This is a genomic window from Streptosporangium sp. H16 (genome assembly GCF_051918855.1).
In the GTDB taxonomy this organism is placed as follows: Bacteria; Actinomycetota; Actinomycetes; order Streptosporangiales; family Streptosporangiaceae; genus Streptosporangium.
The window spans coordinates 60,047-74,351 of record NZ_JBPXMD010000017.1; the positions used below are offsets into that span (position 1 = coordinate 60,047).

General features: G+C 72.0%; 9 protein-coding genes and 1 pseudogene. 3 read left to right on the forward strand and 7 right to left on the reverse strand.

Annotation, left to right across the window (positions count from 1 at the left end):
* Nucleotides 1–192: 192 nt before the first annotated feature.
* The 6 genes from pflA to ACTOQ2_RS26430 form a co-directional block, all read right to left on the reverse strand.
* Nucleotides 193–963 carry a pyruvate formate-lyase-activating protein gene (gene pflA, locus ACTOQ2_RS26405; protein WP_440103048.1) on the reverse strand — a complete coding sequence of 257 codons (771 nt, stop codon included), beginning with the start codon at nt 961–963 and terminating at the stop codon, nt 193–195.
* The gene (gene pflB, locus ACTOQ2_RS26410; protein WP_440103050.1) at nt 960–3,221 is read right to left on the reverse strand and encodes a formate C-acetyltransferase; all 2,262 of its coding nucleotides are present in this window, start codon (nt 3,219–3,221) and stop codon (nt 960–962) included. Before pflB ends, pflA begins: the two co-directional genes overlap by 4 nt.
* A 181-nt stretch (nt 3,222–3,402) precedes the next feature.
* On the reverse strand, nt 3,403–4,059 hold the full coding sequence (locus ACTOQ2_RS26415) for a CBS domain-containing protein (RefSeq protein ID WP_440103052.1): 657 nt from the start codon (nt 4,057–4,059) through the stop codon (nt 3,403–3,405).
* 193 nt (nt 4,060–4,252) lie between these two features.
* Complete coding sequence (locus tag ACTOQ2_RS26420; RefSeq protein ID WP_440103053.1) at nt 4,253–5,794, reverse strand: ABC transporter permease; 1,542 nt, start codon at nt 5,792–5,794, stop codon at nt 4,253–4,255.
* Nucleotides 5,791–6,684, reverse strand: coding sequence for an ABC transporter ATP-binding protein (locus ACTOQ2_RS26425; protein WP_440103054.1), 894 nt, complete (start codon nt 6,682–6,684; stop codon nt 5,791–5,793). The genes ACTOQ2_RS26420 and ACTOQ2_RS26425 overlap by 4 nt, the downstream gene beginning before the upstream one ends.
* Before the next feature lie 280 nt (nt 6,685–6,964).
* Nucleotides 6,965–7,825, reverse strand: a complete 861-nt coding sequence (locus tag ACTOQ2_RS26430) for a universal stress protein (protein ID WP_440103055.1) — start codon at nt 7,823–7,825, stop codon at nt 6,965–6,967.
* 303 nt (nt 7,826–8,128) lie between these two features.
* Between ACTOQ2_RS26430 and ACTOQ2_RS26435 the strand changes: the two genes are divergently transcribed.
* Complete coding sequence (locus ACTOQ2_RS26435; RefSeq protein WP_440103056.1) at nt 8,129–9,082, forward strand: Acg family FMN-binding oxidoreductase; 954 nt, start codon at nt 8,129–8,131, stop codon at nt 9,080–9,082.
* Nucleotides 9,083–9,260: 178 nt separating this feature from the next.
* Here the strand turns inward: ACTOQ2_RS26435 and gap are convergent, their stop codons facing one another.
* Nucleotides 9,261–10,256, reverse strand: a complete 996-nt coding sequence (gene gap / locus ACTOQ2_RS26440; RefSeq protein ID WP_440103058.1) for a type I glyceraldehyde-3-phosphate dehydrogenase — start codon at nt 10,254–10,256, stop codon at nt 9,261–9,263.
* 278 nt (nt 10,257–10,534) lie between these two features.
* Between gap and adhE the strand changes: the two genes are divergently transcribed.
* Nucleotides 10,535–13,150, forward strand: coding sequence for a bifunctional acetaldehyde-CoA/alcohol dehydrogenase (adhE, locus tag ACTOQ2_RS26445; RefSeq protein WP_440103060.1), 2,616 nt, complete (start codon nt 10,535–10,537; stop codon nt 13,148–13,150).
* Between the two features lie 2 nt (nt 13,151–13,152).
* Nucleotides 13,153–13,776, forward strand: a pseudogene (locus tag ACTOQ2_RS26450) (DUF4389 domain-containing protein); the annotation flags it as partial.
* Nucleotides 13,777–14,305 lie beyond the last annotated feature (529 nt).

Genomic DNA, 14,305 nt, shown 5'->3' on the forward strand with positions numbered 1-14,305 from the left:
TGGTCCCCACCCTGTGCGACGGAGGGCGGTTGGCGTCGGAGACACGGTTCGCGTGTTCGCGTGGCCGTGCCGGACGCGCGCCGGCCTGACCGCATCGAGTCGGAGCCCGCCGCGGCGGGAGGGCCGCGCGGACTCCTCTCCGTGGTGAGGTCTCCTCGAAGCCCGCGGGCTCCTCCTCGTGGTGAGGTCTCCTCAGAAGCCGGGGACGCCGTGGAATCGGAACCGCGCGTGGACGCGGTCCAGCAGCACCCGGTCAGGGGGCGCGACGCCGGCCAGGGGGTACGGCCGGCCCAGCCGCCGGTACTTGGCGGCGGTCAGGCGGTGGTAGGGCAGGATGTCGACGCGCTCGACGTTGTCCAGGCCGGCCACGAACCAGGCCAGCCCGTCGATGTCCTCGGGGTCGTCGGTGAGCCCGGGGACCAGGACGAAGCGCGCCCACGTGGGACGCCTGAGCTCGGCCAGCCGCTTGGCGAAGCGCAGGGTGGGGGCCAGCGGGCCGTCGGTGAGGCGGCGGTAGGCGGCCGGGTTGAAGGACTTGATGTCCAGCAGGACCAGGTCGGTGTCGGCGAGCATGGCGTCGGTGGCGCGCTCGCCGAGCAGCCCCGAGGTGTCCAGCACGGTGTGCAGGCCGATCTCGTGGCAGCGGTGCAGCACCTCGGCGGTGAAGTCGGCCTGCAGCAGCGGTTCGCCGCCGCTGACGGTCACCCCGCCGCCCGCAGCCTCGATGAAGTGCCGGTACTCGCCGATCTCGTCCATGACCTCGTCGACGGTGACCCGCCGCCCGTCGCGCATCCGCCAGGTCTCGGGGTTGTGGCAGTACAGGCAGCGCAGCGGGCAGCCGCAGGTGAACAGGGTGAAGCGGGTACCGGGGCCGTCCACCCCGATCGAGACGTCCCAGGACTCGATCACCCCGGTACCGGGCACCGGCCGTGCCTGGCGCGACACCCGGTCGCGTGCGTTCACAACTCACCGTGGAAGGTGCGGCCGATGACATCCCGCTGCTGCTCGCGGGTCAGCCGGACGAAGTTGACGGCGTAGCCGGACACCCGGATGGTGAGCTGCGGGTAGCGCTCCGGGTGCTCCATCGCCTCCTCCAGCACGGCCCGGGTGAGCACGTTGACGTTCATGTGGAACCCGGCCGCGTCGACGTAGCCGTCCAGCACGCCGACCAGGTTGTCCACCCGCTCCCGCTCGGTGCGGCCGAGCCCCTCGGGGGTGACGGTGTTGGTCAGCGAGATGCCGTCCAGCGCCTGGTCGTAGGGGATCTTGGCGACCGACAGGGCGGAGGCTACCAGGCCACGGCGGTCGCGGCCGTTCATCGGGTTGGCGCCGGGGGCGAACGGCTCGCCCGAGCGGCGGCCGTCGGGGGTGTTGCCGGTGTGCCTGCCGTACACGACGTTGGAGGTGATGGTCAGCACCGACTGGGTGTGCTCGGCGTCGCGGTAGGCAGGGGTCTGCCGGACCTTGGTCATGAAGCGGGTCACCAGGTCGACGGCGATGGCGTCGGCGCGGTCGTCGTTGTTGCCGTAGGCGGGGAAGTCGCCCTCGATCTCGTAGTCCACGGCCAGGTCGCGCTCGTCGCGGATCACCCGCACGCGGGCGTGCTTGATGGCCGACAGGCTGTCGACGGCCACTGACAGCCCCGCGATGCCGCAGGCCAGGGTGCGCCTGACCGGGTAGTCGTGCAGGGCCATCTCGATGCGCTCGTAGGCGTACTTGTCATGCATGTAGTGGATGATGTTGAGCGCGTTGACATAGGTGGCCGCCAGCCAGTCCATCATGCGGTCGAGGGCGGCCATGGTCTGCTCGTAGTCCAGATACTCCCCGGTCAGGGCCGGGTGGGCGGGGCCGACCTGCTCGCCGGTCATCTCGTCGCGGCCGCCGTTGACGGCGTACAGCAGCGTCTTGGCCAGGTTGACCCGGGCGCCGAAGAACTGCATCTGCCGGCCCACGGGGGCGGCCGAGACGCAGCAGGCGATGGCGGTGTCGTCACCGAGGCGCGGGCGCATCAGGTCGTCGCTCTCGTACTGCAGGGCGCTGGTCTCGATCGACAGGCGGGCGCAGAACCGCTTGAACGGCCTGGGCAGGCGCAGCGACCAGAACACGGTCAGGTTCGGCTCGGGGGCCGGGCCCAGGTTGCGCAGGGTCTGCAGGTAGCGGTAGCTGGTGCGGGTCACCAGCGTGCGGCCGTCGGCCCCCATGCCGCCGATGGACTCGGTCACCCAGGTCGGGTCGCCGGAGAACAGCTGGTCGTACTCGGGGGTGCGCAGGAAGCGCACGATGCGCAGCTTGATGACGAAGTCGTCGATCAGCTCCTGGGCGTCCTGCTCGGTGATCCGGCCCTCGTCCAGGTCCCGCTGCAGGTAGATGTCCAGGAAGGTGGAGGTACGGCCCAGCGACATGGCCGCGCCGTTCTGCTCCTTGACCGCGGCCAGGTAGGCGAAGTACGTCCATTGGACGGCCTGGCGGGCGGTGACGGCCGGGTCCGAGATGTCGTGGCCGTAGGAGGCGGCCATCTGCTTCAGTTCGGCCAGCGCGCGGAGCTGCTCGGACAACTCCTCGCGGTCGCGGATGACCGCGTCGGTGGCGGTGGAGTCCTCCAGCCCGGCCAGGTCGGCCCGCTTGGCCTCGACCAGCCGGTCCACGCCGTACAGGGCGACCCGCCGGTAGTCACCGATGATGCGGCCCCGCCCGTAGGAGTCGGGCAGCCCGGTGATGACCCCGCTGCGCCGGGCCGCGCGGATCTGGGGGGTGTAGGCGTCGAACACGCCGTCGTTGTGCGTCTTGCGGTACGCGGTGAAGATCTTCCGCACGCGCGGGTCCAGGGTGTGGCCGTAGGCGGCCAGCCCGGTCTCCACCATCCGCAGCCCTCCGGCCGGCATGATGGCCCGCTTCAGCGGCGCATCGGTCTGCAGGCCGACGATCAGTTCACGCTCGGCGTCGATGTAGCCGGGCCCGTGCGAGGTGATCGAGGAGGGGGTGGCGGTGTCGACGTCGTGGATCCCGCGCCGCCGCTCCTCGGGGAACATCCCCGACACCTTCCCCCACACTGCCCGCGTGCGCTCGGTCGGCCCGGTCAGGAACGACTCGTCGTCCTCGTAGGGCGTGTAGTTGGCCTGGATGAAGTCACGCACGTCCACCCGCTCGCGCCAGGCCGTCCCGTGGAAGCCTCGCCAGGCCGCCAGGTCTTCCAGCTGCTCCGCCATCCGTACGGTCGTCATGTGAGCTCCTCGTGCCGTCGTCCCGATTCCAGCCTTGCCGTTCGTCCGGCCGGGGGCACCGACCGGAGGTCACCGCTGCGCGGGACCAAGGTCCCCGTTCGTGCTCTCGAGCCGTCAGGCGCCCTGGGGCGGCAGGCCCGAGACGGGGTCGCGCCTGTCGGCGTCCCGTCCATCAAGTCCTCTACAGCAGCGGGGGAACGATGAGGATGTCGTCCCGCTCGTGGGTCACCTGGGAGATGACGTCGACGACGCCCTCCACACCCCTGACGGCCTGCTCCAGCTGAACGGCCTTCGAGGCGGATTCCACCCTGCCGCCGACGGTCACGACGCCCTGGTCGATGCTCAGCGTGAACTCCCCGGGCTCGTCGATCGCGGCCATGATCTCCCGCTCCAGCTCGCCGGCCGGGCGCAGGAAGACGCGTAGCACGTCACGCTGGTGCAGGGTGCCGACGACGCGGCCGGTCATGACGTCGATCACGGGCACCTGCTTGATGCGTCGGTCGTGCATCAGCCGTGCCGCGTCCCTGACCGGGGTTCCCGGGGTGACGACGATCGCGGGCGAGGTCATCAGTTCGGCGGCCGTGAACCCTGCCGCCTTCCTGTGCTCATCGCGCGCCTTCTTGGTCTCGAAGATCGAGACGCTGTGCCGTACGGCGTCGGTCTCCTTGAGCAGCAGATCGTCCTCCGAGACGACCCCCACGGGCCGTCGGTCGGCGTCGATGACGGTGACCGCGCCCACGGCGTAGCGGCCCATCGCCCGCACGATCTCGCTGAACGTCGCGTCCTGGTCCACCGCGATGGCCACGTGGCCCATGACGTCCTTGACTTCGATTGACATGGTTTCCTCCTCGGGTTCCGCCTCCACACTCCCGCCTGCGCGGCGGGCGCGGCAGCGGCGAACGTCACCGGCCGCACCGGCTTAGGTCCCGAACGCGGCGAGAAAAGGACCACGGGGATGACGGTCACCCCGTCCCGCGTGACCGGCTCGCCGAAGACGCGGACGACGGTGGCGGAGTCGCGAACCTTGTCGATCATTTCGACGACGTCCAGGTCCTTGCCCTCATCACGGTGACGGCCGCGGCCGCGGCCATCGTCCACCCGGCCACGACGGCCAGATCGGCCCATGGCCAGACCGGACCCGCCGGGTCGAGAAGTGCGCGCAGCGCGTGGGAGAGGTGCTTGAGCGGGAACAGGTCGCCGATGGTACCCAGCGGCCGCGGCAGGGTGCCGCCGATGACGAACACGTCGGAGACGAAGGCCAGGGGCAGGAAGGTGCCCAACGTGATCGCGTTGGCCGTGGTGGCCTTGACCGCGAGACCGGCGACCAGGGTGCCGAGCAGCGTGAAGCAGGCCAGCCCGAGCACCACGGCCAGCATCGCGCCCGGCAGCATGCCGGCGGTGATCCGCACGTCGTAGACCAGAACACTCAGAACACCCAGCACGATCACCGTGACCAGAGTGGTCCCCAGCCCGGCGGTGGCCCGGCCCGCGTGGTAGGCCCACGGCGGAAGCGGGGTCCCGGCCAGCCGTTTGAGCACTCCGCCTTCCTTGTCCGCGGCGACGGCCTCCGCCTGGTTGACGTAGCCCGTCACGCCGATCGTGTAGGTGGTCATCGCGGCCAGCATGAACGCGGGCAACCCGAGACCGTCCACGCTCGCGCCGCCGAAGACCAGCGAGATGAGCACCAGGAGCAGCACGGGCAGGGCGACGGTGAAGAACGCCGTGGACAGGTTGCGACGCAGCTTGACGATGGCGTGCGCGGCCTGCCCGCCGACCAGTCGCCAGGCGGTCCGTGCGCCGAGCGGGCGGCGCCGCGCCGCCGTGGCGGCGCGGGACCTCTCCTGCGGCCGCTCCCAGCTGAAGAGCCACACCGCCACGGCCGCGCCCCCGATGCCCCATGCGGCCAGCACGGCCAGGTGGCCGCCTTCGAAGCCCGCTCCGCCGGTGAGGGGGTCGAGGTCGGTGGTCACGGCGTTGGCCAGGTGACGCAGCGGGAAGATCCAGCCGACGGTGTCCAGCCACGCCGGCATCCGGGCGCCGTGCAGGATGATGTCGGAGATGAAGGCGAGCGCCAGCAGCAGCCCGCTGCCCAGCATCTGGACGGCGGCGGCGTTCCTGACCAGGGAGACCAGCGCGATCCCGAGCGCGGTGAAGCAGGCCGCGCCCACCAGCACCGTCACCAGCAGTGCCGGCAGCGTGTGCCACACCGGCCGCACGCCGTAGAAGGCCACCCCCACACCCATGATCAGCGCGAGCGCCACCAGCGCGATGACGAGCGCCGCCCCGATCAGCGACGCCATGACCGCCCAGGCGGGCACCGGGGTGCCGCGCATCCGTTTGAGGTAGCCGCGCTCGCGCAGGTCGGCCAGGTGCATGGCCAGCGATCCGAAGCAGGCCTGGGCCACGCCGAACACCGCGAGCGCCGGGACCACGACCTGCATCACGCCAGGCGTGTCGCCCACCGCCGCACCGATGATCACCATCATCATCAGCGGCATGGCCAGGGTGAAGATGGCCGCGACAGGGCTGCGGAAGAAGGAGGCGGTCTCGTGCCGGACCATCGTTGTGATCATGACTCCACCAGGTTCAGGTAGACGTCCTCCAGGGTCGGCCTGGCCAGTGTCAGCGAGGTCAGCTCCACCCGCAGCTCCAGCGCCCACCCGGTGAGGGTGTGCATGTCACGCGCGGAGTGCTCGGTCCGTACGGTTACCGCCGTCCCGTGCGCCTCGATCGTGCCGGTCAGCGCCGGCAGGTCGGCGACAGCCGTACCCTCGGGAAGCCGGAACGACAGCACGCTCTCCTGCCCCGCGCCGCCCAGGGTCTCCGGCGGGCCGACGGCGAGCAGCCTGCCGCCGCGCAGCACCGCGACCCGGTCGGCCAGGTGCTGGGCCTCGTCCATGTAGTGGGTGGTGAGCAGGATGGTGGTCCCGTTCGCGCGAAGCCCGTCGATCAGCTCCCACGCGTGGTGCCTGGCCGACGGGTCGAAGCCGGTGGTGGGCTCGTCGAGAAACAGCAGCTCCGGGCGGCCGACCAGGCCGAGCGCCAGGTCCAGCCGTCGGCGCTGGCCGCCGGACAGGGTACGGACCCGGGCGTCGCGCTTGTCCTTGAGCCCGACCTGCTCGATGACCTCGTCGGGGACCTGCGGGTTGGGGTAGAACCCGGCGAACAGCCGCACCAGTTCGGCGACGCTGAACTCCTCCTCGAACCCGGCCTCCTGCAGCACGATGCCGATGCGTTCGCGGTAGGGGCGGCCACCGGTGGCCGGATCGAAGCCGAGAACCGAGACCGAGCCGCCGTCGCGTCCCCTGTGTCCCTCCAGGATCTCCACCGCGGTGGTCTTGCCCGCGCCGTTCGGCCCGAGCAGGGCGAACACCTCGCCCTCGGCCACGGTGAAGCCGACCTCGTCCAGCGCCTGGACGGTCCCGTAACTCTTGCGCAGTCCTTCAACGATCACAGCAGACATATGCGCAGCATCCGTCCAGACCGCAGGCGCCCGTCAGAGGCGTGCGGCGCCACACCTGAGGACTTTGGTCCCCGGCTCCTTGCCGGATGCTCTCGCGCGGGCGGCCGGTCAGCCGTGGCGGGGTGGCGCGCGGCCCTGGAGTCGATCCATCGCACGCGCGGGCCTGGCAACGACCGGCCGGCCTGTTCGGCCACCGGGTACGGCCCGGCCCGTGGTCGCCGGAGCGATCCGCTCCGCCGACCACGGGCCGGGCCGTTCGAACAGGCGTGGGCCGGGCCGCTCAATCGGTCGCGGAACGGACGACGGCGACGGCGCTGCCGGCGTGCAGCAGCACGGCCCGGCTCACCGAGCCGAGTATCGCCGAGCTGACGGCACCGCGGCCGTGGGAGCCCACCACGACCAGGTCGGCCTCGGCCGAGGCGCGGGTGAGGGCGTCCACCGGGTGCGCGCAGACGACCTCATGGACCACCTTCACCTGGGGGTGGCGCTCCTGCCAGCCGCGCAGCCTGTCGGCAGCGGCCTGCTGGTGGGCCTGGCCGACCTCGTCGAGGTCGTAGGTGATCTCCGGCGCGTAGACGTGCACCGGGGCCTGCCAGGCGTGGATGGCGCGCACGGTGGCGCCGCGCAGCGCGGCCTGCGCGAAGGCGTAGGCCAGGGCCGGCTCGCAGGCCGGGGAGTCGTCGACGCCGACGACGATCTGACCGTGAACGCTCCGCTGCCCGGCCCGTACGACGACCACGGCGCCGTGCGCGTGCCCGGCGACGTGGACGCTCACCGAGCCCATGACCGCTCCTGCGAAACCGCCCAGCCCCCGGGCGCCGACGACGAGCTCGTCGGCGTGCTCGGCCTGAGCGCGCAGCACCGACACCGCGGTGCCCTCGATCAGCTCGGTGGTCACCTCGATGTCGGGCTGCCGCTTGCGCGCGACCTCCTCGGCCTCGGCCAGCACGCGCCGGGCGCCGCTCTCCAGCACGTCGCCCATGACCGGGTTGGGGAACTTGGAGATCTGGTACGGCCAGCGATCGACCGCGTAGACGATGCGCAGCGGCCGGGCGGCGCGGGCGGCGTCGTCGGCGGCCCATTCCACGGCGGCGGTCCCGGCGGCCGAGCCGTCAGTCCCCACGACGATCACGTGAGTCATGATTCCTCCTTGTTTTCCTCCATCACACGCCGTGCCCGCGAGTTGCCGAAGGGCCATAGGTCCCGAGTTCCCTGAGCCTTGGGTCACCGGTGCGGCACGCGCGCGACGGCCAGAGGGCAGGGGGCGTGGTGCGGCGTGGCCCGGCCCACCTGGCGCGGGGAGAACCGGCGCGGCGCGGTGGACCAAGGTCCCCGCCGATCGGGACGTGCGGCTCTGCCCGCTCGTGGCGGGCATGGGACAGCGTCGGTTCCAGGAGCTGCCGGTCCCGGGAGCTTCGGGGAGCCTGGAACAAGGAGGTGCGCCATGAACTCGCCCCTCGCCACCGACCTCGGTGTCCGCCGCCTGCTGCTGGCAGCCGGTCTGGCGCCGTCGGTGCACAACACGCAGCCGTGGCGGTTCGGTGTCGCCGACGATCTCATGGAGCTACGGGCCGATCCGGACCGGCGGCTGCGGGTGAGCGATCCGCGCGGACGTTCCCAGCAGGTCAGCTGCGGGGCCGCGCTGTTGAACGTGCGCCTGGCCGTGCGGCAGAGCTCCTACCTCCCGCTGGTCACCGCGCACCCCGACCCCGGGCGGCCGAATCTGCTGGCCACCGTACGGGTCCGCCCCGACGGCCCGCCGTCGGAGCAGGAGCGCCGGCTGTACGCGGCCGTGGCGGTGCGGCGCACCAACCGGGAGCCCTTCGACGGCGAGCGCGTACCTCCCCCGGTCCTGGTCGAGCTGCGGGCGGCGGCGGCGTGCGAGGGTGCCAGGCTGGTGCCGCTGAACGAGGCCCGCTCGGCCGACCTGCTGGAGTACGTCGCCCTCGCCGAGGACGAGCTGGCCAAGGACCGCGGCTACCGGGCCGAGGTGGCGGCCTGGACGATCCGCGGCCCGCGCTTCGACGGCATGCCCGGCTACGTCCGCGGCCCGCGGTGCGCCGGCGACCCCGCCCCCACCCGGGAGCTCGGCCGGCAGGTGCCGGCCGTGCCCTTCGAGAAGCATCCCCAGCTCGCCGTGCTGACCACCGCCGGCGACACCCCGGCCGACTGGCTGCGGGCCGGCCAGGCGTTGCAGCGGGTGCTGCTGACCGCGACCCTGCACGGGATCTCCGCCTCCTTCCTCAACCAGCCACTGGACCTGCGCGACATGCGGCACCGCACCGACCCCCACCACCGGCGCGGGCACCCTCAGATGATCATCAGGCTGGGGTACGGCCTCGCCGTACCGCGCGCACCGCGCCGCCCCCCGGCGGAGCTGCTGGACGGGCACCACTGACCATCACTGACCATCGCCACAGAGGATCGCCGCGCGATCGGCCGGGCCGGTGTGGCCCGGCCGGTCCGGTGTGGTCGGCCGACCGGCGTGGCGGCACGACGACGGGCCTGGCTGGGCCAGGCCCGTCATGCTCTCCTTTTCACGGCACGCACCGGTCCACGGCACGCACCGGCCCGGCTCAGCCGAACTCGGCGCCGATGCGCTGGGCCATCTCCACCAGGCGGCCGGCGTAGCCCCCTTCGTTGTCGTACCAGCCGAAGACCTTCACCAGTTCCCCGTGGGCCTGGGTCAGCGCCGAGTCGAAGACGCAGGAGGCCGGGTCGCCGATGATGTCGCGGGAGACCAGCGGGTCGGTGCTGTGGCGCAGGATGCCGCGCAGCGGCCCGGCGGCCGCGGCGGCGAAGGCCTCGTTGACCTCCTCGGCGGTCGTCTCGCGGGACAGGACGACGGCCAGGTCGGTCAGCGAGCCGTCCTCCACCGGCACCCTGATGGCCACGCCGTCCAGCCTTCCGGCCAGCTCCGGCAGCACCTGGCCGACCATGCGGGCCGCGCCGGTGGTGGTGGGAACGATGTTGACGGCGGCTGAGCGGGCGCGGCGCGGATCCTTGTGCGGGCCGTCCAGCAGCATCTGGTCGCCGGTGTAGGCGTGGATGGTGGTCATGAAGCCCTTCACGATGCCGAACTCCTCGTGCAGCACCTTGATCATCGGGGCGACGCAGTTGGTGGTGCACGAGGCCAGCGAGACGATCTGGTGCCGCACCGGGTCGTAGGCTGCGTCGTTGACGCCCGGCACGATGGTGGCGTCCACGCCCTTGCCGGGGGCGGAGATGAGCACCTTGGACGCGCCCGCCTTGAGGTGGCGGGCCGCGTCGTCGCGGGTGCGGAACCTGCCGGTGGACTCGATGACCAGGTCGACCCCGTACCCGGCCCAGTCGATGCCGGCAGGGTCGCGGTGCGCGGTGACGGCGATCTCGTGCTCGCCGACGACCAGGCCGGCGGGTGAGGTCATGACCGGCAGGTCGAAGGTGCCGTAGGTGGAGTCGTGCCTGAGCAGGTGCGCCAGCGTGCCGGTGTCGGTGACGTCGTTGATCGCCACGACCTCCAGCCCCATGGGCAGGGCCTTGCGCAGCGCCGCCCTGCCGATCCTGCCGAACCCGTTGATACCGATCTTCATTGGTTCCTCCGCCTCGATGCCGGGTGAGCCTCGCGTCGGCCGCGAGGGGTCTCCTGCTCCTATCCGACCCGTCGACCGCGCGCCCGGGCAGGGTCGATCGACCCGTTCCCGGAGGACTTCGGACCCCGCGACCGCGACCGGGGCCGGGACCGGGACCCGCGCATGCCGGGGAAGGACTTTGTGCCCTGCAAGTGGGGCCGAAGCGCTCGGGCGGAAAGCGCGGCGGGTCGTGATCCTGAAGGTGACAACCGCGACACGACCCGCCCGAGGTGATCCGCATGGCCGAGCAGGCCGTCCCCGCCCGCACCATCGCCGAGACGATCGATTCCCTGGTCGGCAACGCCCTCAAGGCCCTGGAGGAGTACGCCTCCTTCGGGCAGGAGCAGATCGACCACATCGTGAAGAAGGCCTCCGTGGCCGCCCTCGACGAGCACGCCGAGCTGGCCGACCTGGCCGTGCGGGAGACCGGGCGCGGGGTGTTCGAGGACAAGGCCGTCAAGAACCTCTTCGCCTGCGAGCACGTGACCAACGACATGGCCACCCTCAAGACCGTCGGGGTGATCGCGCGCGACGACATCAGCGGCCTGGTGGAGATCGCCGAGCCGGTGGGCGTGATCTGCGGGATCACCCCGGTCACCAACCCCACCTCCACCACGATCTTCAAGGCGCTGATCGCGCTGAAGACCCGCAACCCCATCGTGTTCGCCTTCCACCCCTCCGCTCAGGAGTGCAGCGTGGCGGCGGCGGCGGTGGTGCGCGACGCGGCCGTGGCCGCCGGCGCGCCCGAGGCGTGCGTGCAGTGGATCGAGCAGCCCTCGCTGCCGGCCACCACCGCGCTGATGCACCACGAGGGGGTCTCCACGATCCTGGCCACCGGTGGCGGCGGCATGGTCCGGGCCGCCTACTCGGCCGGCAAGCCCGCGCTCGGGGTCGGCCCGGGCAACGTCCCCGCCTACATCGAGAGCACCGCCGACCTGCGCCGGGCCGTCAACGACATCGTGTTGTCGAAGTCCTTCGACAACGGCATGATCTGCGCCTCGGAGCAGGCGGCCGTCATCGACACGGCCGTGTACGAGCCGGTGCTGGCGCAGTTCGCCGCCCTGCACGCCCATCGGGCCACGGCCGAGGAGAAGCGCAAGCTGGAGGACCTGCTGTTCGGCACCGGCGCCCGGCTCAACCCCGAGGTGGTGGGCCGCTCGGCGGCCTGGATCGCCGAGCGGGCCGGGTTCGCCGTGGCCCCCGGCACCTCGGTGATCCTCGCCGAGGTCGCCGAGGTCGGCCCCGCCGAGCCGCTGACCAGGGAGAAGCTGTGCCCGGTGCTGGCCGTACTGCGTGCCGGCAGCCGCGAGGAGGGCATCGTCCTGGCCGAGCGCATGGTCGAGTTCGGCGGTCTGGGGCACAGCGCGGCGATCCACACCCGCGACGAGGCGCTGGCCGAGGAGTTCGGCATGCGGGTCAAGGCGGTGCGGATCATCTGGAACGCCCCCTCCTCCCAGGGCGGCATCGGCGACATGTACAACGCGTTCGTCCCGTCGCTGACCCTGGGCTGCGGCAGCTATGGCCGCAACTCCGTCTCCCACAACGTCTCGGCCGTGGACCTGCTCAACATCAAGCGGATCGGGCGGCGCACCAACAACCTGCAGTGGTTCAAGGTGCCGGCCAAGATCTACTTCGAACCGCACGCCATCCGCTACCTGGTCGACATGCCCGGCGTCCACCGGGTGACCATCGTGACCGACCCGACCATGACCCGCCTGGGCTACGTCGACCGGATCATCACCGTGCTGGGCCGCCGCCCCGAGCGGGTGGCGCTGCAGATCATCGACGACGTCGAGCCCGAGCCCAGCGTGGCCACCGTCGACCGCGGCGCCGAGCTGATGCGCGCCTTCCGGCCCGACACCATCATCGCGCTGGGCGGCGGGTCGGCGATGGACGCCGCCAAGGTGATGTGGCTGCGCTACGAGCACCCCGAGGTCGTCTTCGACGACATGAGGCAGAAGTTCTTCGACATCCGCAAGCGCGCCTTCAAGTTCCCGCCGCTGGGCGAGCTGGCGCAACTGGTATGCGTGCCGACGACGTCGGGCACCGGCGCCGAGGTCACCCCGTTCGCGGTGATCACCGACACCGCCACCGGTAAGAAGTACCCGCTGGCCGACTACGCGCTCACCCCCAGCGTGGCCATCGTCGACCCCGTCCTGGCCGCGGACCTGCCGCCCGCGGTCACCGCCGACAGCGGCTTCGACGCCCTGACCCACGCCATCGAGGCGTACGTGTCGGTCTATGCCAGTGACTTCACCGACGGCCTGGCCCTGCACGCGATCAAACTGATCTTCGCCAACCTGGAGCGGGCCATACGGCACGGCGCCGCCGACCCGGAGGCCCGCGAGCGCATGCACAACGCCGGCACCATCGCCGGGATGGCCTTCGGCAACGCCTTCCTGGGCATCGTGCACGCCATGTCCCACACCCTGGGCGCGACCTTCCACGTGGCCCACGGCCGGACCAACGCCATCCTGCTGCCGCACGTCATCCGCTACAACGGCACGATCCCGGCCAAGCTGTCGGGCTGGCCCAAGTACGAGCACTACCGCGCCCCCGAGCGCTTCCAGGAGATCGCCCGCTCCCTCGGCCTGCCCGCCGACTCCCCCGCCGCCGGCGTGGAGTCCCTGGCCGCCGCCGTCGAACGGCTGCGCGAGGCGGCGGGGATCGAGGCGTCCTTCCAGGCCGCCGGCGTCCCCGAGGGCGCCTTCCTGGACCGGCTGCCCGGCCAGGCCCGCAACGCCTACGAGGACCAGTGCGCCCCGGCCAACCCGCGCATGCCGATGCTCGACGACATGCAGGACCTGATGCGCGCCGCCTACTACGGCGCCATTCCCCCCGCTGTGGAGACCTGATCATGAACGCCTACCCCGTCCGCGTTCGCGCCCGGCTCGACGAGCCGCTCAGCCGGTGGTTGTGGCTGGTCAAGTGGCTGCTGGCGATCCCCCACTACCTGCTGCTGGTCCCGCTGTGGATCGCCTTCACCGTCCTGACGGTCGTGGCGTTCTTCGCCATCCTGGTCACCGGCCGCTACCCGCGTACCGTCTTCGAGTTCAACGTGGGCGTGCTGCGCTGGACCTGGCGGGTGGCCTACTACAGCTACGGCGCGCTCGGCACCGACCGCTACCCGCCCTTCACCCTGGGCCCGGCGCCGGACTACCCGGCCACCCTGGAGATCGACCACCCCGAGCGGCTCTCGCGCGGGCTGGTCCTGGTCAAGTGGTGGCTGCTGGCCCTGCCGCACTACCTGATCGTGTGGCTGTTCACCAGCGGCGGCCCGCTGTCGTGGCGCGACGGGCCGGACGGCGCCGGCTACCTCTACACCCTGGACTGGGGCGGCCTGATCGGGCTGCTGGTGCTGATCGCCGCCCTCGCGCTGGCGTTCACCGGCCGCTACCCGCGCGGCCTGTTCGACGCGGTGACCGGGATGAACCGGTGGACGCTGAGGGTGGCCGCCTATGCCACCCTCATGACCGACGCCTACCCGCCCTTCCGCCTGGAGACGGGCGGCGAGGAGCCCTCGGACGCGGCGCGCCCGGCCTCCGCCGCGCTCGCCCCGCCGCGCCGGCACCCCGCGGCGCCGGTGGGCGCGATCCTGGCCATCGTGACCGGCGCCGTCCTGGCCTTCGGCGCGCTCGGCACCGTCGCGGCCGGCGCCGGCGCGGCCTGGCTGCACAGCGCCCGCGGACCCGACGGCCTGATCGCCGTCGGCGCCGGGCACGTGGTCACCCCCGGCTACGCGGTGGTCATGGACGACGTCCGGATCCCCGATGTCTCCGACGTCCCGGCGCTGCGCGCCCTGCGCGCCGGCTCGGCCGGCGAGGTGCGCATCCGGGTCACCGGGTCCGGCGCGCCGGTCTTCGCCGGGATCGCCACGCAGGCCGGCGCCACCTCCTACCTGCGTGGCATCGCCCACGACGAGGTGTCCGGGCTGCCGTTCTCCGCCGGCCCGATCCCGGAGAGCCGCTACTCCTACCATCCCGGCGGGCCGCCCGGGCAGGCCCCGGGCC

Excerpts from the sequence above, each read along its gene's own strand:
- ACTOQ2_RS26425 (WP_440103054.1), bottom strand. The coding sequence starts at position 6,684 with ATGTCTGCTGTGATCGTTGAAGGACTGCGCAAGAGTTACGGGACCGTC.
- gap (WP_440103058.1), bottom strand. The coding sequence starts at position 10,256 with ATGAAGATCGGTATCAACGGGTTCGGCAGGATCGGCAGGGCGGCGCTG.
- ACTOQ2_RS26415 (WP_440103052.1), bottom strand. The coding sequence starts at position 4,059 with ATGTCAATCGAAGTCAAGGACGTCATGGGCCACGTGGCCATCGCGGTG.
- ACTOQ2_RS26420 (WP_440103053.1), bottom strand. The coding sequence starts at position 5,794 with ATGATCACAACGATGGTCCGGCACGAGACCGCCTCCTTCTTCCGCAGC.
- ACTOQ2_RS26435 (WP_440103056.1), top strand. The coding sequence starts at position 8,129 with ATGAACTCGCCCCTCGCCACCGACCTCGGTGTCCGCCGCCTGCTGCTG.
- pflB (WP_440103050.1), bottom strand. The coding sequence starts at position 3,221 with ATGACGACCGTACGGATGGCGGAGCAGCTGGAAGACCTGGCGGCCTGG.
- ACTOQ2_RS26430 (WP_440103055.1), bottom strand. The coding sequence starts at position 7,825 with ATGACTCACGTGATCGTCGTGGGGACTGACGGCTCGGCCGCCGGGACC.
- adhE (WP_440103060.1), top strand. The coding sequence starts at position 10,535 with ATGGCCGAGCAGGCCGTCCCCGCCCGCACCATCGCCGAGACGATCGAT.